Consider the following 22020-nt stretch of genomic DNA (forward strand, 5'->3'; position numbering starts at 1 on the left):
ATACTATGAAAAAGAATCTAACGATTGTTACATTAGCTTTGACTACGGTTATGACATGGGCACAGAAGCCTGTGTTTACACCTGCTAAGCTAGAGAGCGCCCGAGTGTACTTTAACAGTGCTGAATTAACGCATAAGGCCAAATTGAAGTTGCCTAAGGGAACTTCAGAGGTAGTGATTACCAATGTAGCTGATTATCTAAACGAACCTACTATACAGATCGGATCTATATCTGAGGTGACAGTCATGGCTATACAGTATAGTAATCGATATGTAGAAGAATATGATAGTCCAGTAGATTCTCCATTGTTGAAGCCTGTAAGAGATAGTATTAAATTAGTTCAAACTGAATTAAAGAAGGTGAATAATGCTATTGATGTAGAAAGTAGAACAATTGCTTTATTAGACTCTAATCAGAAAGTAGGTGGAGAACAAGGAACAACTACTGCAGAAGTGATGAAGATGGTAGACTATTATAAAACAAAGAGACTACAGCTGAGTACAGAGTTAGATAAGTTAAACGAGAAGAAGGATGACCTTAATACTCGACTAACCAATTTACAAGATAAGCTTGCTTTTAATGAAGGCAAAAGTGAGAAATCTAGCAAGGGTAAGCTGATTATACAAGTAATGAATGACAGAGAAGGTGAAGTGCCTTTTCAGATTAAGTATTTAACGAATGCTGCGTCATGGAAGCCTTTTTATGACCTAAGAGTAGAGAAGATTAACTCTCCTGTAAAAGTAGTTTATAAAGCGGATGTGAAACAGAGTTCTGGTATTGACTGGAGAGGTGTGAATCTTAGCTTGACAAGTGGTGTAGCGAATCAGAGTAATGTTATTCCTACTTGGAGCACGTGGTTCCTTGATTATAATACCTATCTAACGACTGCAGGATATAATAGAAATGCAAATAAGAAATTAAATGTAATGGCAGATATGTCTGCTAAGATGAGTTATGAAGCTGAATCGTCTTCTATGCTAAATGACGCTGTTGTATATGAAGAGAGTACAATGAGTAACTTTACTCAAGTAAACGAATCACAGTTAAACGTATCATTTGATATAAATATTCCGTACACGGTGATGTCTAATAATAAGTCACATAGTGTTACACTTAACGACTTTGCTATTCCTGCGGAGTATAAATATTATGTAGCTCCTAAGCTTGACCTAAATGCTTATTTAGTAGCAACGATTAAGGACTATGGTAATTATAACTTATTAGCAGGAGAGGCAAACGTAATCTTTGATGGAGTATATGTTGGTAAGACAATGTTGAACCCTGCAAACACTGAAGAGGAGATGAAACTAAATATGGGTAAAGATCCTAAAGTAGCAGTTACTCGTATTTTATTAAAAGATAAATCAGGTACTAAGATGTTATCTTCTAAAAAGTCTCAAAACTTCGTATACGATATTACAATCCGCAACAACAAAGCTGAGCAGATAGATATACAAGTAGAAGACCAGTATCCTATTAGTTCTAATAAAGATATAGAAGTAGAATTAACAGAGACTTCATCAGGAAAGCTTAATGAAGAGAAAGGGCTTGTGAAGTGGGACCTTAGACTGAAAGGAAATGATAGTAAATCACTTCGCTTTGGATACCAAGTGAGATATGATAAGAATCAAAATTTAAACTTATAAGATTATAGCAAGTGAATAAAAAAGCAGGAGTGATAGAATATATCACTCCTGCTTTTTTTATAAGGCTATTCTAATGCCTATATCTCAGTGAACGGTCTTTAGCTGTCCATATATCTTCTAAATAATCTATCGTCAGAACAGTGTCTTTTTTGATAATCTCTAGTCTTGTAGAATTTTGTTTAGTGATTAGTGTATCTCCTATCTCTATTACCTTATAGAGGTATTCTCTCTCATAGAATCGCATATCATTGTCTAGTATGTAATAAGATCCTGCTCTAGATCCTTTATTAGCTTCTTGACTGATGACAACAGCCTTAAACTCTTTAAGTGTATTTTCTTTTAGTTGTCTATCATTCTCTGTGTAGGCATTTTCTCCTCCGCATTTATAAGCGACTAAGACGATAAGACATAATACAGCTAGCATAGGTATAAATGGGTTTATACTTATGTTTTCGAAGTCAAGTCCATCTTTAAACCAATTGTTTTTCATAGTAGGGTATAGTAGTGCAGGTAAGCTGTTATTTATAAAAGTTAGATCCTCTAGGTAATCTTGCCCAAATATCCGTTTTATAGTCTATATAGATAATAGTATCTTGTTTTCTGATTTCTAATGTAGAAGAATCTTTCTTAGTGATCAGGTTATCCCCTACATCTATTAAGTTAAAGATAGGGTGATATGTATAGAACTTCATATTGTTATCTAGCTGATAGTACTCCGTATTTTTATTATTTTTTTCAATGCCTTTATAGATTACAGAAGCATTAAACTCTCTCTTTAGGTTTTCTTCTAATTCTTTATCATTGAGAGTATACACATTTTCGTTGCTTTGGAAGTACATACCTACACCAAATATAGTCATTACTAGTAATGCCAATAACATAGGATATTTAGGAGTTTCTCCTTCGTTGAATAAATAATCAAACATTAGTTTAGTTGCTTTTGATAACATCTAAGATAAGTGTTATTGTTGAATAGAACTAATGAGATTGTCTTTGAGGTTGTCCTACTATTTTATGATATAGAAGGATGAGATAGTCTAGAAGTTGTGTTTTTTGTATTTAGCTTTTGTTTAAATTTGAAGTAAAAGCAAGTATTTATGGAGTATTTAGATATCGTATGGAGAAGTGTGGCTGTATATTTATTTATGATTATAGCGATGCGTGTGTTTGGCAAGAAACAGTTGTCTCAGTTAAACACATTTGACGTTGTTTTAATGCTCTTAATTAGCAATTCAGTACAGAATGCTATGGTTGGCCCTAATACGAGCTTAGAAGGAGGAATATTAGCTGCTTTTGTTTTGTTCTCTTTAAATTACGGAATGAAACGACTGATCGCTCACAACAAACTTGTCAATCGATTACTCCAACAAAAACCTGAAGTCATTATCCAGCACGGTGTGGTTGATTTCGCTAAAGCTACACAGCTAAGCATTACCTCAGAAGAGTTGACTGAGGCTATGCATGAACATGGTGTAGAGTACTTCAAACAAGTGAAATTAGCAACATTAGAAATCAACGGAAGCATCAGTATTATCGCTAAAGATAATGAGGGGCAGTATAAAGAGACTTTTCATAAGCGCAAGGAAAAACACCAAACAGTCTAAGCACTATAAATTAACATATCGCACCTAATGGTTACGGATTGTTAACCTGGTTTTAATTCTCTGATAATGCGAGAAGAGTTGTTTTGTGATAAAGTTTTTAAAGTATGGATAATTCACAATTCAATAGAAGGAAGTTCTTGCGCACTTCTTTATTAGCATCAGGAAGTTTATTTTTAGCTCCTATAATTATTAGTTGTTCTAATGACGATTCAAGCAATCCTAACACAGATGGTGTAGATGGACAGTTTCAGATCAAAAACTTTGACTATGGTGTAGCTAGTTTTGACCCAACTGCTACTAGTATTATCATTTGGACTCGTTATGCCAATGCTAATACTGAAATAGTATGGGAAATAGCAAAAGACCTTCATTTTAAAGATATTGTTCGTCAAGGCAAAGCGACTGTTGCCTCTCTTTCAGACAATACAATCGCTATAGAAATACAAGACTTACCTTCTAATAGTAAGTTTTATTATAGATTCTATAATACTGCTGCCAAAGATACTTCTGTGATCGGGGAGACCATCACACTACCTGCTACATCAGATCAAGTGAGTAATGTGAAGCTAGCCATAGCGTCGTGTTCTAATTATCCTGCAGGTCTATTTCATGTCTATGGTGAGATGGCTAAGTCAGATGCAGATGTCATTATCCACTTAGGTGATTATATCTATGAATACGCTCCTGGACAATATGGTACTAATGCGAGTACATTAGCCTTTAACAGAGCTCATAAACCGAATAAAGAGATCGTTACTTTAGAGGATTATAGAGAGCGATATAGACAGTATAGAAGTGATGCTAACCTTCAGTTGGCACATCAGAAGAAGCCCTTCATCTGTGTGTGGGATGATCATGAGATAGCTAATGATACGTATAAGGATGGTGCAGAGAATCATCAGCCAGAAACAGAAGGTAGTTTTGAAACAAGAAAAAGAGCAGCATTACAGGCATATAGTGAGTTTATACCACTAAAGACTGGTAAAGACGCTCGTATCTATAGAAGTTTTGACTTCGGTAATATTCTTTCATTACATATGTTAGATACTCGTGTTATTGCTAGAGATAAACAGTTGAGTTATGGCAATTATATGACGGCTAGCGGCTTTGATCAAGCTAAGTTTATGCAAGATTATATGAACCCTAATCGTCAATTATTAGGGAAAGAACAGTTGGGGTGGTTAGCTGGTCAGATGAACTCTAGTGGGGCTACATGGCAGGTGTTAGGACAACAGATCTTAATGGCGAAGATGCTTGTTCCTGCTGAGTTTTTAATGATTGTTAATCAGATCATGGCAGAGATAGAGGCAGGAGGAAGTGCTTCTGCTAACTCAATGCTTGCTTTACAAAAGGCTGTAGGAGAATTAGTAGTGATTAAAACTCGCTTACTGCAAGGAGATCCTACACTTACAGCACAGGAGAAAGCTAGAGTGACTACTGTACTTCCATATAATCTAGATGCATGGGATGGGTATGCGGTGGAGCGAGAGATGCTGTATAGCTTATGCAAGGGAAAAAAGGTAATGACTCTAGCAGGAGATACACATAATGCATGGTATAGTCAGATGAAGACACAGACAGGAGAGGTAGTAGGATATGAGTTAGCAACTAGTTCTGTTAGTTCACCTGGTATGGAGACGTATTTAGGAATATCGAATGATCCGAGTCAGGCTAGACAATTAGAACAAGTAATGCCATTATTAATAGATGAACTTGACTATGTAAATCTTACGGATAGAGGATATTTATATATTGATTACACCACATCTGGAGCGAAGGCAGAGTGGAGATTTGTAGACACTGTGTTTAATACTAATTATACAGTACAAACTAAAAAAACAGTTGTGATATAATAAGTTGTTGTATTTCATATTATTTAGGGAGCTCTTAGGAGCTCTTTTTTAGTAGGGTAATACATCTAAGTAGTTGGTAATAGAGCGTTTTATTTTGAATGGTTCAAGGGAAAAATACGAATGTTTTTAGGTCTTTTTGAGAATCTAATAGCATTGTTATAGGTTGATTATGAGTATTTAAGATTCAATTAGCGAATTTAAAATAAAAGAGTACATTTGTTCTTGTAAAAAAATATTAACATTATGAAAAAAGTTTTATTATCTGCATGTTTAGTGTGTTTTGCAATAGGAACAGCTAATGCACAGTTTGGTAAATTAAACCCAAAGAAGATCGAAGCTGGTCTAAAAGCAGCTAAGGCATTTACAGTAAGTGATGAAGAAGTAGCTCAGTCTGCCGCCGCTGCTGTTAAGTGGATGGATGAGAATAACCCTGTGTGTACAGTGAAGGATAAAGATCCTAAGAAGAAAGCATATGCAGAGCGTTTAGAGCGTATCTTCGGGCCATATAAGAACTATGATGGTCTAGATCTAAACTATAAAGTATATTACGTTACAGACGTAAATGCTTTTGCTTGTCCTGATGGAAGTGTGCGTGTATTCTCTTCATTGATGGATATTATGAGTGATGATGAGCTATTAGGTATCATCGGTCACGAGATCGGACACGTAAAATTAAAGCACTCTTTAAACGGGTATAGAAAAGTATTGTTAGCAGAAGCAGCTGTACAATTTGCTGGTACAACTCAAGGTACAGTAGGTGACTTAATGAAAGGAGACCTAGGGGCTCTAACAGAGAAACTTATTGGAGCTCAGTTCTCTCAAGGACAAGAGACTGATTCAGATGATTACTCTTATAAATTCTTAGTAGCGAATGGTAAGAACCCACAAGCGTTAGCAGATGGATTCCAAAAGTTTGCTGATATGGAGAAAGAATATGGAGCTGATAAATCTACTAAAGCTAAAATATTCTCTACTCACCCTGATAGTGAGAAGCGTGTAAAACGTATCGAAGATAAAATCAAAAAAGACGCTAAGAAATAGTCGTCTAAACAACAATATGAAGAGCCATTTCTGTATAGAAGTGGCTTTTTTTTGCTTCTATGTATAAGTGTCTAAGCCTATTTTGATGAAGTACTTATAATAGTCTTCTTGCATTTTTTAAAAAACACACTTCACTTTTTTAAAAAAATGCTGTTTTAGGGGGTACTAATCAGGTATATTTTAGAGTTATTGTCTCTCTTTTTTTAGAAAAACATTGATTTTGGGTACTAATGAAGGGCTATTCTAAAAAAAAGGATATATTTTTTTTAATAGGCTATTGTTTTAAGTTGTTGTTATTTAGTTGTTTATGCTTTTCTTGTGTTTTTTCTCTTCTTGGTGTACCTATCTCTATCCTAGAGGATATCTACCTTCGTCTTAAATCGCTCGACAGTTAGTGGAGAATAGGTCGTAAATAGTGGACTAGAGAAATAGTAGTCGAAGAATGCTTCTAGTATTGATCATGTATTATCCAAGAAGAAAGAATGGGGAAAGAAAGGGCAGAGGTTCTATGCTATTTTAGGAAATAGCCGGAAGGGGTAGCATTTGATTATAGCAATACGGTTTGTAGCGCTTGATGTGAAGTGCTTAAGTAAGTGGTGTTGGAGAGCTGTTGCTTAGAATTAAGTACTGATCAGCAGAAGAATTCATGTTGTATCGGGATTGAGAGTAGCTAAGAGAGAGCATTGATATACAGTTATCTTGATCTTTTCTTTTTTTTCCTCTTTTTCTTTTGATTAGGTTTTTTTACGATAAGGAGATGTTTTATATAAGCACCTAGTAAGATAAATATAAGTGCATCTACGAATATAAGGCTGCTGTACGTATTCCTAAGACTAATGTGATAGATAAATAAGCCCACTAGCGCTATTTGGCATAGTGCTAGTATTCTCATTTGTGTGGTTATCTTATTATGAGGTCTTGTACTCATGGTGTATTACAGACTTAGATGATACTATAATCTCTTAGAGATATGAGAGATGTGTTGTCATTATCTAAGAAGGAATTATTGGTTTATAATGAATAAAATAACTATGATTATAAGGGAGATGAAGAAGTAGATTAGTTTACGAATATTCTTTTGCCTCAAATTAGGATCATGGTCAGGTTTATCATTGTATCTGTTATCATCAGCGTGCTTATAGGGGGCCAATTCTTTAAATTCCTTGTTGTCTATCGAGGCTATACCTGTTCCAGTACCTATTAAGTCTATTGGGTCGAAGTACCGTATAGGATAAACTTGCTGTTTTTTTATGGATGTTATCTCTCTGTTTATACCCTTAATGAAGTCCTGTGGTGAGTCACAACAGCGAATATAGTATAGTATCTCTAAATTAATCACACCTCCTTGAGAGAGATGACTCTCTATACAAGCTATAAAATCATCGTATAGAGGTAATGCTTGATTGAGTTGCTTCTCTATCTTTTCTCTAGCTATTGCGGAATTGGTATGAAATTTTTCTTTAGAGATAGTGATTGTACATGCGGTATTATCTATACTCTCATCATCTCTCTCATATTCCAGATCGAAATCTACGAATCTATAAGCTTGTTCCCAGTGAGGTATTCTACTACTTATCATCTCATGGTCTAGTAGGCAAATCCAGAAGAAAGGTAAAAATAGTCTCTCTTCAAAGAGTGTAATAGAACTGTTGTCTTTAGTAATACTCAAAAAGATTTCGTTAGTCATAGCGTATTTTTTAAAGTATTAAATATAAGATATTTAAAGGCATGTTAAAAAAAATCCATTACTTAATTAGTAATGGATTCTATATTTATCTTTTGATGATTTTCTTGATCATTGCATTCTCAAATTTGTATATAATACCTAAGAATACGAGTATAAAGGCTATTCCTATGAAGTAGTTTTCTCTGAAGCAGTAGAAGTATATAAAGCTAAGGAGTATAGATATTCCTAAGTATCCTCCTATAGCTCTTTTGTCATAAGGGATAGGATAGTGTTTTTGTCCCATCACATAAGAGACTAGCATCATGGATGCATAGGCTATCAGAGTAGCTATCGCTGATCCCATATATCCCCAAATAGGGATAAGGATAAAGTTAAAGATCAGTGTGAATACAGCTCCCATAATAGAGATGTAAGCTCCTATGGCTGTCTTATCTCTTAGTTTATACCATACAGATAGGTTGGTATAGATTCCCATACATAAGTTGGCTAAGATGATAAGTGGTACGACTATCATCGCATCCCAATAAGACTCGTTTCTAATAAACAGGACTTTCAATACATCTGCAAATACGATAACGCCTAACATAATCATACTACCAAAAATAGTGAAGTATTTAGTAATGGTAGCGTATTTAGTAGGTGCGTCGTCATTCTTAGCGTAGTTAAAGAAGAATGGTTCGATACCTAGTGTATAAGCTTGTCTGAACAAGACCATAAACAATCCTAACTTATAACATGCAGCATATTTTCCTACTTCTGATAGTGCGATATCAGCTGGTAATAGTCGTTCTAACAAGATTTTATCAAAACCTTCATTAACAGCAAATGCAAGTCCTCCTACCATGATAGGAAAACTGTAGGTAAGCATCTGTTTATTCAGTTCTTTATTAAACTTAAACTTGATACTAAAGTAGTCTTTATAGAAGACTAAGAAAGTGAATAAACTAGCAACTAGGTTAGCAATAAATATATAGACTACTTGATTTCCCTCTTTGTAAATAGTGTTGAATATACTATCTGGATAAGCGTTATTTAGCTTAGGTAGGTAGTATAAGAAGAATATATTAAGAGCGGTGTAGATACATACATTCGCTATCCTGATGGCGCTGTAGTATAGAGGTCTTTGATCTGCTCTAAGCTTAGCAAAAGGAACTATAACTAAGGCGTCTAGTACTAAAATAAAGAGTACATAGTATAATAGTTCATTTGATACACTAAGGATAGAAGCCCAAAAGTCTAAGGTCAATACGCTAATTATGGCGAATAGTAAAGTGGTGCATCCAAGGAATAATAAACTGTTATTAATAACCTCTTTCTTATCCTCTTGTTTATTATAAAATCTAAAGAAGGCGGTCTCCATCCCAAATGAAAGTATCACATTTAGAAACATCATAATAGAGAAAATAACACTATACTGACCATAGTCGTTATTTTGCATCAAGTCTGTGTGAAAAGGAACTAGGAAGAACCCAATTACTTTAGGAAATACTGCTGCTAATCCGTAGATAGCCGTTTGTTTAAATATCTTTTTATAAATGCTCACAACTCTTTGTTTAGCGGGTATTATTTATTTGTGTTTGGCTTAGGTTTTAGTTCAAAGCTTAGGTAAGGGACTATTTCTTCTTGTGTGAATGAGATGGTGATTACCTTGCTTGCAACTGTGCTTACATCTGTAGTAGTAAAGTTAAGTACTACACTATCTTCATAGATAAAGATGTTCTCTGGCATCTCTAGAGAATCTTCTTCTAGTGATAGTTCGCTTATATTAGTAGCCTTCTCTTTACCGTTATCATTTAATTCTTTTAACTTGTTGATCACTAGTTTTTTGAAGTCCCCATAGTTTTTAAACAACTGTTCCTTACTGTATTGTTCTCCTGTAGCAGGGTTATAGTGCATCGTTTTCTCTCCTTGAAATCCGTTAGCTCCTCCTGTGAAAATATAGTAATCTAAGGCAAAGCTGACTAAGTTGTCCCCGTAGAAGGTTACGATATTATTCGCTTTCGCTTGCCAAGGTATTGTCGCTTTAGGAAATTTCTTAACCATATTGGTATAAGCATTCGTAAACGAGATTACAATACTGTCATAGTTAGTAGCCTGTTTCTTCTCATTTTCAAAAGAGAGAATCTCATTAATGATAGAGAGGTTATCCTTGTTGATTCTGTCTGCTATTTCATTTTGAGGATCGACTATCTCTGCTGTTGTAATCTTGATCTCAGTACAGTCCTCATCAACACAAGTGTCTAATAATATCTTCTGGTACACTTTTTCCTCAAAAGAGAAACTCTTCTCTTTCATGCAGCTCGCAACAGCTATTGAAAGGAATAGAATTAGTAAGATTTTTTTCATGCTTTTTTTCATAGGTATGTGCAAAGCTATGAAAATTGTTATGATTATAGTCTCATATTGTAAGATTTCGCTAGTCTCTTTTTTAGGATGTATTTGCACTGTATTATAATGCTTTAGGGGAGATATTTTGAGCCAGTTGAAGCAGTGCCTTTATATGTTAGGTCTGTTTTATTTTAGTACTTTTGCACACAATTAGATGAAGAAGACGTATTTTAGATTATTAAAAGAGAATAGATGCAGATAAAGACTAAAGCAATTGTACTTAGTGCTTTAAAATATCAAGAGAAGAGCTTAATCGTAAAGTGCTTTACAGAAGAGGCAGGTATGGTGAGTTTCTTTGTTCGCAATGCTTTTGCCAAAGGGAAGTCTGCACAGAAAATAGCTTATTTTCAACCTTTGACGATATTAGATATTGACTTTGTTTATAAGAATAAAGGAGGGCTAGAGTATTTTAAGGAGGTTAAAACAGCTCATGTATATCAAGATATCTATTATAATTACAACAAGAATTGTATCGCTATCTTTATCGGAGAAGTATTGCACTCAGTATTTAGAGAGCCTGTTGTAGATAAGGATTTCTTTACTTTTCTAGAAGCGGCTTTACTGTGGTTTGATACCCATGATGAGGTAGCTAATTTCCACTTGATTTTGATGGTAGAATTGACGAAGTACTTTGGGTTTTACCCTGCATCGGAAGGAAAAAGTAAGCTTTATTTTAACTGGGAAGAAGGAGTGTTTACTGATCACTTTTCTCCCTGTTGTTTTGATGAAGAACCGACCTTTTTGTTTAGAAAATTGATTGAATTAGGCTTCTCTAGTGACCAGAAAGTCTTTAATAATAAGGATCGGAAGAGACTGTTAACCATGATAATTAGTTATTATGAACAGCACCTAAATGACTTCAGAAAGCCTAATTCTTTAGAAGTTTTAAAAGAAGTCTTCTCTAACTAAATATTTTAATGTTTTTCCTACCAATTAATTAGGGAGATATTGAAGTAATTTGTTTAAATTCGCAAAATTGATTAAAAAATATTATAATAATAACGATGAGCACTAAATTTACAGAATATAAGAATCTTGACATGTCAGGGGTAGCATCGGAGATGCTAGAGTTTTGGAAAGAACAATCAATATTCGAAAAAAGTATTAGTACTAGAGAGGATAATAAACCTTTCGTGTTTTTCGAAGGCCCACCTTCAGCAAATGGTAAACCAGGAATTCACCACGTGATGGCTCGTGCTATTAAGGATATTTTTTGTCGTTATAAAACTCAAAAGGGGTTCCAAGTAAAGCGTAAAGCTGGATGGGATACGCATGGACTACCTGTAGAGTTAGGTACAGAGAAAGAACTTGGAATTACTAAAGAAGATATCGGAACTAAAATTACAGTAGAGGAATATAACCAAGCGTGTAAGCGTACTGTAATGCGTTATACAGATCTATGGAATGACCTTACTGAGAAGATGGGGTATTGGGTAGATATGAACGATCCTTATGTGACATACAAGTCTAAATATATGGAATCAGTATGGTGGTTGTTAAAACAAATCTATGATAAAGACTTGTTATACAAAGGATATACTATCCAACCATATTCTCCTAAAGCAGGTACAGGTCTATCATCACATGAGATTAACCAACCTGGAGCATATAAAGATATCACAGATACAACTATCGTAGCACAGTTTAAAGCTATTGATGAGACATTACCTGAGTTCTTAAAAGGATTCGGTACTATTCATTTCTTAGCTTGGACGACTACTCCATGGACATTACCATCGAATACAGCATTGACTGTAGGACCTAAGATTGATTATGTATTAGTGAAGTCGTTTAACCAATATACGGGTGAGGCGATTAATGTAGTATTAGGTAAACCATTAGTTGGTAAGCAGTTCGCAGGTAAGTTCGCAGCTGTAGAAACAGAAGAAGAATTAAACGCATATAAAGAAGGTGATAAAAAGATTCCTTACTTCGTAGTTAAGGAATTTAAAGGTGCTGACTTAGTGGGAGCTAAGTATGAGCAGTTATTGCCTTATGTATTACCATACCAAAACCCTAAGAACGCATTCAGAGTAATCTCTGGAGACTTTGTTACTACAGAAGATGGTACAGGTATCGTACATACAGCTCCTACTTTTGGTGCAGATGATGCTAAGGTAGCTAAAGAAGCTACACCAGAAGTACCGCCTATGCTTATCCTTGACGCTGATGAGAACCCAGTTCCATTAGTAGACTTACAAGGTCGTTTCGTTAAAGAGCTAGGTGACTTAGGAGGTAAATATGTGAAGAATGAATACTATGATGAAGGGCAAGCACCTGAGCGTTCTGTTGACGTAGAAATTGCTATTCGTTTAAAAGAAGAAAACAAAGCGTTCAAAGTAGAGAAGTATGTTCACAGTTACCCACATTGTTGGAGAACGAACAAACCTGTATTATATTACCCATTAGACTCTTGGTTTATCAAGATCACTGAGGTAAAAGAGCGTATGTTCGAATTAAACGAAGAAGTGAACTGGAAGCCTAAAGCGACTGGAGAAGGACGTTTTGGTAACTGGATTAAGAATGCAAATGACTGGAACTTATCTCGTTCTCGTTTCTGGGGTATTCCATTACCGATCTGGAGATCTGAAGATAAGACAGAAGAACTTGTAGTAGGATCTGTAGAAGAGTTAATGAACGAGATTAATAAATCTATGGCTGCTGGTATCCAAACAGCTAATCCTTTTGAAGGATTCGTAGTAGGAGATATGAGTGAAGAGAACTATGATAAAGTTGATTTACATAAAAATGTAGTGGATAATATCGTATTAGTATCTCCTTCTGGTAAACCTATGCGTCGTGAGTCAGACTTAATTGACGTTTGGTTTGATTCTGGATCTATGCCTTATGCACAATGGCACTATCCATTTGAAAATAAAGACTTAATAGACAATAATAAATCATATCCTGCAGACTTTATCGCTGAGGGAGTTGACCAGACACGTGGATGGTTCTATACATTACACGCTATTGCTACATTAGTATTCGATACTAAAGCATATAAGAATGTAGTATCTAACGGATTAGTGTTAGATAAGAACGGATTGAAGATGTCTAAGAGTTTAGGTAATACTGTAGATCCATTTGATACATTAGCTGAGCACGGACCTGATGCTACGCGTTGGTATATGATTTCGAATGCGAATCCATGGGATAACTTGAAGTTTGACCTTGATGGTATTACAGAAGTAAGAAGAAAGTTCTTTGGGACATTATATAATACTTATAACTTCTTTGCGTTATATGCTAATATCGATGGATTTAAGTATGAAGAGCAAGACATTCCATTAGCAGAAAGACCTGAGATAGATAGATGGATCTTATCTGAGTTAAATACTTTAGTACAACGTGTAGACGAATTCTATGCAGAGTATGAGCCAACGAAAGCAGCTCGTGCGATTACAGATTTCGTTACAGAGAACTTGAGTAACTGGTATGTTCGTCTATGTAGAAGAAGATTCTGGAAAGGTGAATATGCACAAGATAAAATAGCAGCTTACCAAACATTGTATACATGTTTATTAACTGTAGCTAAATTAGGTTCTCCTATTGCTCCATTCTTCATGGATAAACTTTACAGAGACTTAACTTTAGCAACACATGGAGAAAGTTTCGAATCTGTACATTTGGCTAACTTCCCTGAATTCAAGGAAGAATTCGTTGATAAAGCATTAGAAAGCAGAATGCAAAAAGCTCAAATCATTTCTTCATTAGTGTTATCACTTCGTAAGAAAGAAATGATTAAGGTACGTCAACCACTACAGAGAGTAATGATTCCTGTATTAGATGATAACCAAAGAAATGAGATATTAGCTATCGCTGATCTAATCAAAGCTGAGGTTAATGTGAAAGAAATCGAATTACTAGATGATGCTTCAGGTATCTTAGTAAAACAGATCAAACCTAATTTTAAAACATTAGGACCACGATTCGGTAAGGATATGGGGCTGATTGCGAATAAGATACAGGGTTTTGGGCAGGAAGAAATCGCATTACTTGAAAGAAATGGTGAGATTACATTAGATCTATCAGAAAAAAGTGTTACTTTAACAGTAGCAGATGTTGAGATTACTTCTCAAGATATTGAGGGATGGCTAGTTGCTAACGAAGCTGGACTAACAGTGGCATTAGACATAACTATCAGTCCTGAATTGAGAAAAGAAGGTATCTCAAGAGAGTTAGTAAATAGAATTCAGAACATCAGAAAAGACTCTGGATTTGAAGTTACTGATAAGATTGTAGTAAAAATACTAGAAGAAAAAGAAATAAAAGAGGCTGTTTTAGCGAATGAGGACTATATCAAGTCTGAAACACTAACACACACATTAGAATTCGTGACTGAGTTGAGCGAGGGTGTAGATGTAGAGTTTGATGAGCTAAAAACGCGAGTGTTAATTTTAAAATAATTAAAATTATGAAAGAAGTAGGTGAAATTGTACGTTATTCTGATGCAGATTTAGCTGAATTTAAGGTGTTAATATCGGCTAAGATTGAGAAAGCTCAAGCAGATTTAGAATTAATTAAAAGCGCCTATATGAATGATTTGAATAATGGTACAGATGATACATCACCTACATTCAAAGCGTTTGAAGAAGGAAGCGAAACAATGTCTAAAGAAGCGAATGCTCAGTTAGCAATACGTCAAGAGAAGTTTATTCGTGATTTAAAAAATGCATTAATCCGTATTGAAAACAAGACTTACGGTATATGTAAAGTAACAGGGAAACTAATCGATAAAGAAAGATTGAAATTAGTTCCACATGCTACTATGAGTATCGAGGCAAAGAATCTGCAACGTTAATCTTTAATAAATTTAAAAACGCTCCATTAGGAGCGTTTTTTTTATGTGATAAAATAACTACATTTGTTCCTTGTAAATAAAGAAAAATGTCGTTAAAGAGAGCTTACCTACTTGTTTTGATAGTATTGATACTAGATCAGCTATTGAAGATATATATTAAAACTAATTTTTTATTAAATGATGAGATAGTCGTTTTTGATTGGTTTCGCATTCATTTTATAGAGAATGAGGGTATGGCCTGGGGGGTAGAGTTACCAGGAGATTATGGTAAACTTGCTTTGACATTATTCAGAATAGTGGCTGTATGTGGTATTGCATGGTGGTTAAATGATTCTTTCAAGAAGAAAGCTTCTAATTATCTTATCGTAGCTATTGCTTTAATTATGGCAGGAGCATTAGGTAATATTATTGACTCGATATTCTACGGAGTTATCTTTAATGAGAGTACACCTGGGCAGATAGCAACGATGTTCTCAGATCAGCCTTATGGTAGTTGGTTTCACGGTAAGGTAGTAGATATGTTCTATTTCCCTATCTGGAAAGGATATCTACCTGAGTGGTTACCTATCTGGGGAGGAAACTACTTTACTTTCTTCAATGCTATTTTTAATATTGCGGATGTAGCTATATCAGTAGGAGTAGGTATCTTAATCGTATTTAGTAAAAAAGTTTTTAAAAACTAACAATATGGCTCTCTTTTAGGGAGCCTTTTTTTATATGTAGAGATTGGGTTAGATGTAGACCATTCGTTGTTTAAATCAATCTCTAAGTGTCTCGTAGAGTAGGTGGGTGTGCTATGGACTAAGTTATAAAAGTATAAAGGCTTCCTGAGGGAAGCCTTTACTGTATTATTTAATGTCTTTCAAGATTTCTTGAACAGCTCTCTCTAGTTGAGGATCATTGTCATTTAATCTATCTACGAATGTGTTTTTAACATAGATATCAGGTGCAACACCTGTTTTTTCTAAGTTCTGCCCATCCAGTGTATAAGTACCCCATGATGGTAATCTATACGATGAGCCGTCTACTAAGCTCTTACCAGAAGTGAAGATAATCCATCTATACGTCTCTTGACCTATGATTTTTCCTAGTTTTAAGGCTTTAAACCCTGCAGCAGTCATCTCGGCATCGCTCAGAGATGATTCATTGATAAGCAATACTATTGGCTTACCACTAGGGGTGAAGTTACTCTGTACTGTTAGTTTACCTTCTCTATACTTCCATTGTAGATAGGGTCTTTGTGATAAGAAATTCAGTACCTTATCATGTACATTCCCTCCTGTATTATAACGCAAGTCTAAGATTACACCTTCTTTGTTAGCCTCTTGTTCTACCATATCTAGTAAGAATCTGTCTAACTCAGGTGAAGTCATATTCTTCATATACGTATATGCGATACGATTATCACTTAGCTTGTTCACACGTTTTTTATTCGTATAAATCCATTCGTCATACAGTAGTGACTTCATGTTTCCAAAAGAGATAGGGTGCAGCTTTGTATTAATCTCTTTTCCTCCTCTATTGAATGTTAGGCTTATTTCTTCTTGACTATTAGCGAAGGTGAAATAAGTATCTCTATTCGCTTTCTCATCTACTTTATGCCCATTCACTTTGGTTAATACATCCCCAGGTTTAATGTCTATGTCTGTAGCATAAGCAGGAGATTTACGTACGATGCGCTCTACTTGATAAGGCTTATCCGTATTGAATACGATACCAGTCTCATAAGATCTGTAGCTTAGTTTTGTCTTTTCTTCACTTCCAGAAGAATTAAACCCTAAATGAGAAGAACCTAATTCTCCTAACATATCGTTCAGTAAGATACGCAGGTCATTTCTACTATTAACATCAGGTAGATATTGAGCGAATTGCTCTTTCATATTATTCCAATCTATACCGTGGAAAGTTTCGTCATAGAAATTCTCCTCTACACCAGCCCATGTCTCATAATACATTTGGTTAAACTCATCTGCTAAATTTTTAGTAAAGCTGTGTTTGATTTTAATCTGCTCAGGCTTTCCTTTGCTTAACTCAAAGCTATAGATGTTACCACTGATTAGTGCATATACTTTTTTGTCACGTTGAAGTAATTGATTCGCGCGTTTATCGAATACTTTTTCACTTTTATTGTCTTCGAAGTCTTCGTAAACTGTTTTGTATAAATTGCCCTTTCCGTTTTCTTGATTCGTGTTATAGAACACTACCTCTTTTTTATCATCAGCGAATACGATAGGATTATATTGATTACCAAAACGGTCACTTACCTGCTCTATACGATCAAGCAGTCCCTCTGTGTTTATCTTAATAGATTTCACTTTTGGGGTATCTTCTTGTTTTTTCTTTTTGTCCTTTTTCTTAGTATCTTTTGTATCCTCTTCTTTCTTTTCTACGAATAGTTTGTCAAACTGATCAGATTTAAATGCGTCTGTCTGCCAATCTACAGAGAATCGGTAGATACTAGGATTTTGCATTCCTAGAGGATAAGAAGGATTAAGTCTGTCACTCATAAAGTAGATATACTTACCACTAGGAGACCAGTAAGGGCTAGACTCTGCTACACCTGTATTCGTTAAGTTAATTGTCTCATTCTTTGCGATATGATGAACAAAGATGTCCTCTTCGAAATTGCGCTTAGCAGTGAATAACACATACTCCCCATTAGGAGAGAAAGAAGGCTTAGAGTTTTGGAATGCCCATATTTCGTCTTTCACTATTACTTTAGAAGTATAAGTCGTCAAGTCTAATAATCTCACTTCATCTCTACCACTTAGGTATACAGCTTTAGTCATTTCTTTATTTAAAGTAATGTCTCTGTTGTTGCGATTATCAGAAGTTAATTGAGTAACTGTTCCCTTGCCATCAGCAGATCTTTTAAACCAATTTTGGTATCCTTTATACGTCTGACTGTATAGTAGCGTCTTGTTGTCCTTTAACCATTTTACTTCCATTACACGTTCTTTACCGTCCGATACCGCTTGTACGAATTTTCCTTCGATATCCGATACGAATAATATCCCACGACTAACGAATGCAATCTTCTTCGCATCAGGAGACACATCGAAGTATTCCATATTTTCTTCTACAGTATAAGACTGCTCTTTCTCGATAGCTTTATTCGTGTTTACAGAAGTAGCTAGGGGTGTTATAGACTTAGTAGCTGTGTCAAGTACATAAATCATATAATCTTTCTCAAAAACGACTTTGCTACCATCAGCTGATACATAAGGTTTCTTGATAGAAGTATCGAAGTTCGTCAAGGCTACTTTCTTCCCATTCTCGAAGGTGTATAAGTTATAGTTGCCATTGTTCTCGTCTGAGATGAAGTATATCTTCCCATTCTTATCTACTGTAGGGTTAAAATCCTTTCCTTCATAATCTGTATAAGATTTGAATGCCTTAGTCGTAGGATTATAACCTAGTATATCTGGGTTGTTCTCTCCTTTATAGCGCTTACGAGTAGTCTGACTAGCACTCTCCATAGAACTAGTGAATAAGTACTCACCAGCAGGAGTAACAACTAATCCATTTGTATTATTAAAGTAGTTTGTGAACAGTGGTTTAGGAGTACCACCATTGATATCTATAGCATAAGAACCAAAGTTATTATTCGCATTAGAAGTGAAGTAAATTGTCTTACTATCCCAACTCCAACTCTCTACATCTTCAGAAGCTTGGTGGTAAGTAAGTTGTGTGATTTGTCCCCCTGTTAGAGGCATTAAGAATACATCTCTGTTGCCGTATTGGTCAGAAGAGAATGCAAGCCATTTTCCATCAGGAGATACGCGAGGGTTAGTCTCGTTGCCTTCTAAGGCAGTTACTCTTAGAGCTTCTCCACCAGATGTTGGAGCTTGCCATATATCGCCATTATAGCTAAAGTAAGTAGTCTTTCCATCAGGGCTTAGTGATGGGGTAGAAGCAAATTTAGGTGATTGCTGTCCCCATGCTAAACTTACAAGAGAAAGTGTAAGTAAGGTGATAGTGTTTTTGATCATTGGTTAATATTTTTAATAAACATAAAAATATTTTCCTTAACTCACTAATCCTAATTTAGTTTTAACTGTTGATAGAAGGCTAATAGCAAGGTGTCTGTATTCAAATAGATCTATAAAAAGAACGAGACAATACCTTAATATTGCCTCGTTTTATATGTATTAAAATCGATATACTTCTGTAGGTGTGATGCAATAGTCAAGAGGAATATCTCCTTCTCTCACATCACTGATATGGTCTTCTGGTGGGAAGAAACTCAGTCCTACTTTAACGACATCGGGCTTGCATTCTGCTAAAAATCTATCGTAGAATCCCTTGCCATAGCCTATTCTGTTCCCTTGTTTGTCATAAGCTAATAAGGGAATGAAGACTACATCAAGCTGGTTTTCGCTTACTTGAATGCCGTCTATAGGTTCAGGAATACCATAACTATTGACTTTAATCGTAGTGTTGTCCGTCAAGAGGTAATGTGATAATGTTCCCTCCTTAAAGTCAGATTTAGATAAGATAGTATTCTTATCCTTACCCGCTAGTATCTGCAGTAGGTATTCTGTATCTATTTCCTTTTTATTTCGAATACTTAGAAACAGGTGGTAGTTCACCTTATCCCAGATCGGTAACTGTAGTGCTTGATTTGCGATTTCTAAACTTAGATCATCTATTTTATCTAAGCCTAAGTTATCGCGAAGGGCTTTATATTTTAATCTTAATTCTTCTTTATTCATTTTTTTAATGTTTTTGAGATGTGAAATACTGCATCTCCTTGATAGACTATAGGAGCATCATTTACATTGATTACATAGCCTGCATTCGGTGCTTTGATTGTTGTGTTTTCTTTTCCATACGGGTCAGATACCTCTGCCAGTACAGCTCCTTTTTCTACATACGAACCTATTTTTACCTGATCGTGTAATAATCCAGAGCGCTTAGCACGTACCCAAATAGAGTTGGTGATGATGGTCATATCTTCTTTAGGAGGACAGATGCTAAACTCATCTTTCAGCATATCAAAAGAGTGTAAGAATCGCTTCGTACCTTCTACTCCCATTTCAGATACATCAGAGTTAATATCTAAGGACTTCCCTCCTTCGAATAACAACATTTTGATACCTTTCTTAGCACACGCATTTCTAAAAGAACCTGCTATCTGTGCTGAGTACAATAGGAAAGGTGGGTGAAAGATAGTCGCTAACTCTTCTAACTCTAGGTTTTCTGGAGCGATTCTGATTTGAGGAGCGTTAAATCTACTTGCACCTCCTGCGTGAAAGTCGATAGCATAATCTACATGAGGCAAGATATAGTTCACGAGATAATGGGCAAAGCGCCCTGCTAGTGAACCAGTCTTACTACCAGGGAATACCCTATTCATATCTCTACCATCTGGGAACTCTCTAGATTGGTTAATAAACCCAAATATATTAATCACAGGGATACAAATAATCGTACCTCGCTTAGGGACATTCATCCCACGATGTACTATCTGACGTACGATATCCACCCCATTCAGCTCATCACCGTGTAGTCCAGCAGAGAGTAATACGGTAGGACCGTCTAGTCTAGCTCTAGATACGATAACGGGTATTTTTAGTTTAGTAGCTGTGTGTAATCTTGCGATTTCAAGGTTTAAAGTCTTGGTTTCACCAGGATGTATTGTTTCATCTAGTATAGTCATCTTTCTAACAATTTTGGAACTGTGAAGATATTAAAAGTTTCGCATTCGTGTTTTAATCGAAAGAGACAAATCGTTACTAGTGGTGTTTTTAGTGCTTTTTTAGGGGTGGTCGGCTTGTGGTCGGCATATGATAGGCATGTGCTCGGCTAATAAGTGCTATAAATAAGCCTATCACTAGCCTATCAACTAGGGAGCATATCGGGATGATAGGGAAGGACATGTCAGCGACAACGAATCGATGAAAACGTGAGCTATATGTTTGAATAATTGAGTTTTGTGAAGAGATAAATGAGTACATTTAATGTGTTTTAAATTAGATAATAATGGTGTTTGGTCTCGGTCACTTATTCGGTAGTTATGAATTAATCCACTCTAGTGTGAATGATGAAGCAGTCTCTTTTCTTATCCTGAAAGGTGGTGAAGAATGTGGTACTCTTTTTATCTCAAAGAGCAGTAGGCGAATGACTTATCATATCGGAAAAGGACGCTATTTCGGAAAAGGGAGTATTGATCTAAAGGAGGTGAACTTTGTTTATCATAAGGGGAGGGTATCTGTACAGATACAAGGTAGTCGTACTCTAGTATTTAAGTGTAGTGAAGAGGTTTATGGTAGTATAGTGTTAGTATAATGTCACGGATTGCAAATCCGCGCCAACGAGTAGTATGTATAGTAGTTCGTTTAGTTTGGCAGTTCGCGCGGATTTGCAATCCGTGCGGAGTAATATAAACCGGGTGAATTACTTTGATTAGTATTATTCTTTTTTATTTCTAGTGTTTAACTTTAGGTGTTATTTCTAATTTTAAAAATAGTGCCATAATGTCTACGAAGTACAAAGCTCTTGAATTAGATAAAGCTTATTTTATAACTATTACTACTGTGGGATGGGTAGATGTGTTCACTCGTTTAAGTCAGAAATATGTTATTATTGATGCTTTGAGATACTGTCAAAAGAATAAAGGATTAGAGATTTATGCTTACGTTTTAATGCATAGCCATCTACATATGTTTTGTAGAAGTAATGGTAAACTTACAATTGCTGAAATAATGCGTGATTTTAAAAAATTCACAAGTAAGAAAATTATTGAAATGATAAATGAAGAGCCAGAGAGTAGACGCGAATGGTTATTAGGATATTTTGAACAAAGTTGTGTTTATGTCAAAAGAAACCAACAGTATAAAGTATGGCAAGATGGGTATCATGCTGAAGAGATATATTCAAATAAGTTTATAAGACAAAAGATTAATTATATACATCAGAATCCTGTGGAGGAAAAGATTGTGGTTAAAGCTGAGGATTATTATTTTAGTTCTGCTCGTAACTATAATGGATTAGAAAA

The 22020-nt window shown here is 35.3% G+C and carries 18 protein-coding genes; 10 read left to right on the forward strand and 8 right to left on the reverse strand.

Annotated features, from left to right (window positions below):
• Window positions 1-5 precede the first annotated feature (5 nt).
• Window positions 6-1646 carry a DUF4139 domain-containing protein gene (locus MODO_RS03425; RefSeq protein WP_006257777.1) on the forward strand — a complete coding sequence of 547 codons (1641 nt, stop codon included), beginning with the start codon at window positions 6-8 and terminating at the stop codon, window positions 1644-1646.
• Window positions 1647-1716: 70 nt separating this feature from the next.
• Here MODO_RS03425 and MODO_RS03430 read toward each other — a convergent pair whose 3' ends face one another.
• On the reverse strand, window positions 1717-2136 hold the full coding sequence (locus tag MODO_RS03430; RefSeq protein WP_006257776.1) for a hypothetical protein: 420 nt from the start codon (window positions 2134-2136) through the stop codon (window positions 1717-1719).
• A 28-nt stretch (window positions 2137-2164) separates the two neighbouring features.
• Window positions 2165-2596 (reverse strand): hypothetical protein, encoded by a 432-nt coding sequence (locus MODO_RS03435; protein WP_006257775.1) that lies wholly within the window; start codon window positions 2594-2596, stop codon window positions 2165-2167.
• A 147-nt stretch (window positions 2597-2743) separates the two neighbouring features.
• Between MODO_RS03435 and MODO_RS03440 the strand changes: the two genes are divergently transcribed.
• From MODO_RS03440 to MODO_RS03450, 3 genes are all read left to right on the forward strand, one after another.
• The gene (locus MODO_RS03440; protein ID WP_006257774.1) at window positions 2744-3250 is read left to right on the forward strand and encodes a DUF421 domain-containing protein; all 507 of its coding nucleotides are present in this window, start codon (window positions 2744-2746) and stop codon (window positions 3248-3250) included.
• Between the two features lie 104 nt (window positions 3251-3354).
• The gene (locus MODO_RS03445; protein WP_006257773.1) at window positions 3355-5103 is read left to right on the forward strand and encodes an alkaline phosphatase D family protein; all 1749 of its coding nucleotides are present in this window, start codon (window positions 3355-3357) and stop codon (window positions 5101-5103) included.
• 243 nt (window positions 5104-5346) lie between these two features.
• Window positions 5347-6144, forward strand: coding sequence for a M48 family metallopeptidase (locus tag MODO_RS03450; RefSeq protein ID WP_006257772.1), 798 nt, complete (start codon window positions 5347-5349; stop codon window positions 6142-6144).
• Between the two features lie 1003 nt (window positions 6145-7147).
• Here the strand turns inward: MODO_RS03450 and MODO_RS03455 are convergent.
• The 3 genes from MODO_RS03455 to MODO_RS03465 all read right to left on the reverse strand — a co-directional run bounded on the left by MODO_RS03455 (window position 7148) and on the right by MODO_RS03465 (window position 10177).
• The gene (locus MODO_RS03455; protein ID WP_006257770.1) at window positions 7148-7831 is read right to left on the reverse strand and encodes a hypothetical protein; all 684 of its coding nucleotides are present in this window, start codon (window positions 7829-7831) and stop codon (window positions 7148-7150) included.
• 85 nt (window positions 7832-7916) lie between these two features.
• Entirely contained in the window at window positions 7917-9374 is a 1458-nt protein-coding gene (locus MODO_RS03460; RefSeq protein WP_006257769.1) for an oligosaccharide flippase family protein, read from the reverse strand.
• 20 nt (window positions 9375-9394) lie between these two features.
• Window positions 9395-10177 (reverse strand): PdaC/SigV domain-containing protein, encoded by a 783-nt coding sequence (locus MODO_RS03465; RefSeq protein WP_006257768.1) that lies wholly within the window; start codon window positions 10175-10177, stop codon window positions 9395-9397.
• A gap of 234 nt (window positions 10178-10411) precedes the next feature.
• On the opposite strand from MODO_RS03465, the gene recO reads away from it, so the two are divergent.
• From recO to MODO_RS03485, 4 genes are all read left to right on the forward strand, one after another.
• Window positions 10412-11128: a DNA repair protein RecO gene (recO, locus tag MODO_RS03470; protein WP_006257767.1), complete on the forward strand. Its 717-nt coding sequence runs from the start codon at window positions 10412-10414 to the stop codon at window positions 11126-11128.
• A gap of 95 nt (window positions 11129-11223) precedes the next feature.
• Window positions 11224-14625, forward strand: a complete 3402-nt coding sequence (gene ileS / locus MODO_RS03475) for an isoleucine--tRNA ligase (protein ID WP_006257766.1) — start codon at window positions 11224-11226, stop codon at window positions 14623-14625.
• 8 nt (window positions 14626-14633) lie between these two features.
• Window positions 14634-15020 (forward strand): TraR/DksA family transcriptional regulator, encoded by a 387-nt coding sequence (locus MODO_RS03480; RefSeq protein ID WP_006257765.1) that lies wholly within the window; start codon window positions 14634-14636, stop codon window positions 15018-15020.
• An 86-nt stretch (window positions 15021-15106) separates the two neighbouring features.
• Window positions 15107-15703 carry a lipoprotein signal peptidase gene (locus MODO_RS03485; RefSeq protein ID WP_006257764.1) on the forward strand — a complete coding sequence of 199 codons (597 nt, stop codon included), beginning with the start codon at window positions 15107-15109 and terminating at the stop codon, window positions 15701-15703.
• Between the two features lie 165 nt (window positions 15704-15868).
• On the opposite strand, the gene MODO_RS03490 is transcribed toward MODO_RS03485, so the two are convergent.
• From MODO_RS03490 to MODO_RS03500, 3 genes are all read right to left on the reverse strand, one after another.
• Window positions 15869-19012: a S41 family peptidase gene (locus MODO_RS03490; RefSeq protein ID WP_006257763.1), complete on the reverse strand. Its 3144-nt coding sequence runs from the start codon at window positions 19010-19012 to the stop codon at window positions 15869-15871.
• A 159-nt stretch (window positions 19013-19171) separates the two neighbouring features.
• Entirely contained in the window at window positions 19172-19735 is a 564-nt protein-coding gene (locus MODO_RS03495) for a 5-formyltetrahydrofolate cyclo-ligase (protein ID WP_006257762.1), read from the reverse strand.
• A complete protein-coding gene (locus tag MODO_RS03500; protein ID WP_006257760.1) occupies window positions 19732-20682 on the reverse strand; it encodes a succinylglutamate desuccinylase/aspartoacylase family protein in 951 nt (316 codons plus the stop codon). The genes MODO_RS03495 and MODO_RS03500 overlap by 4 nt, the downstream gene beginning before the upstream one ends.
• A gap of 323 nt (window positions 20683-21005) precedes the next feature.
• Between MODO_RS03500 and MODO_RS03505 the strand changes: the two genes are divergently transcribed.
• On the forward strand, window positions 21006-21311 hold the full coding sequence (locus MODO_RS03505) for a hypothetical protein (protein ID WP_006257759.1): 306 nt from the start codon (window positions 21006-21008) through the stop codon (window positions 21309-21311).
• 188 nt (window positions 21312-21499) lie between these two features.
• On the forward strand, window positions 21500-22020 hold a 521-nt coding region (locus MODO_RS03510; protein ID WP_059050636.1), incomplete at its 3' end, for an REP-associated tyrosine transposase.

This window comes from Myroides odoratimimus (assembly GCF_001485415.1).
GTDB lineage: Bacteria > Bacteroidota > Bacteroidia > Flavobacteriales > Flavobacteriaceae > Flavobacterium > Flavobacterium odoratimimum.

Coding starts and splice junctions, on each gene's coding strand:
- MODO_RS03500 (WP_006257760.1), bottom strand. CDS start 20,682: ATGACTATACTAGATGAAACAATACATCCTGGTGAAACCAAGACTTTA.
- MODO_RS03485 (WP_006257764.1), top strand. CDS start 15,107: ATGTCGTTAAAGAGAGCTTACCTACTTGTTTTGATAGTATTGATACTA.
- ileS (WP_006257766.1), top strand. CDS start 11,224: ATGAGCACTAAATTTACAGAATATAAGAATCTTGACATGTCAGGGGTA.
- MODO_RS03495 (WP_006257762.1), bottom strand. CDS start 19,735: ATGAATAAAGAAGAATTAAGATTAAAATATAAAGCCCTTCGCGATAAC.
- MODO_RS03450 (WP_006257772.1), top strand. CDS start 5,347: ATGAAAAAAGTTTTATTATCTGCATGTTTAGTGTGTTTTGCAATAGGA.
- MODO_RS03455 (WP_006257770.1), bottom strand. CDS start 7,831: ATGACTAACGAAATCTTTTTGAGTATTACTAAAGACAACAGTTCTATT.
- MODO_RS03445 (WP_006257773.1), top strand. CDS start 3,355: ATGGATAATTCACAATTCAATAGAAGGAAGTTCTTGCGCACTTCTTTA.
- recO (WP_006257767.1), top strand. CDS start 10,412: ATGCAGATAAAGACTAAAGCAATTGTACTTAGTGCTTTAAAATATCAA.
- MODO_RS03505 (WP_006257759.1), top strand. CDS start 21,006: ATGGTGTTTGGTCTCGGTCACTTATTCGGTAGTTATGAATTAATCCAC.
- MODO_RS03430 (WP_006257776.1), bottom strand. CDS start 2,136: ATGAAAAACAATTGGTTTAAAGATGGACTTGACTTCGAAAACATAAGT.
- MODO_RS03440 (WP_006257774.1), top strand. CDS start 2,744: ATGGAGTATTTAGATATCGTATGGAGAAGTGTGGCTGTATATTTATTT.
- MODO_RS03425 (WP_006257777.1), top strand. CDS start 6: ATGAAAAAGAATCTAACGATTGTTACATTAGCTTTGACTACGGTTATG.
- MODO_RS03480 (WP_006257765.1), top strand. CDS start 14,634: ATGAAAGAAGTAGGTGAAATTGTACGTTATTCTGATGCAGATTTAGCT.
- MODO_RS03490 (WP_006257763.1), bottom strand. CDS start 19,012: ATGATCAAAAACACTATCACCTTACTTACACTTTCTCTTGTAAGTTTA.
- MODO_RS03465 (WP_006257768.1), bottom strand. CDS start 10,177: ATGAAAAAAATCTTACTAATTCTATTCCTTTCAATAGCTGTTGCGAGC.
- MODO_RS03435 (WP_006257775.1), bottom strand. CDS start 2,596: ATGTTATCAAAAGCAACTAAACTAATGTTTGATTATTTATTCAACGAA.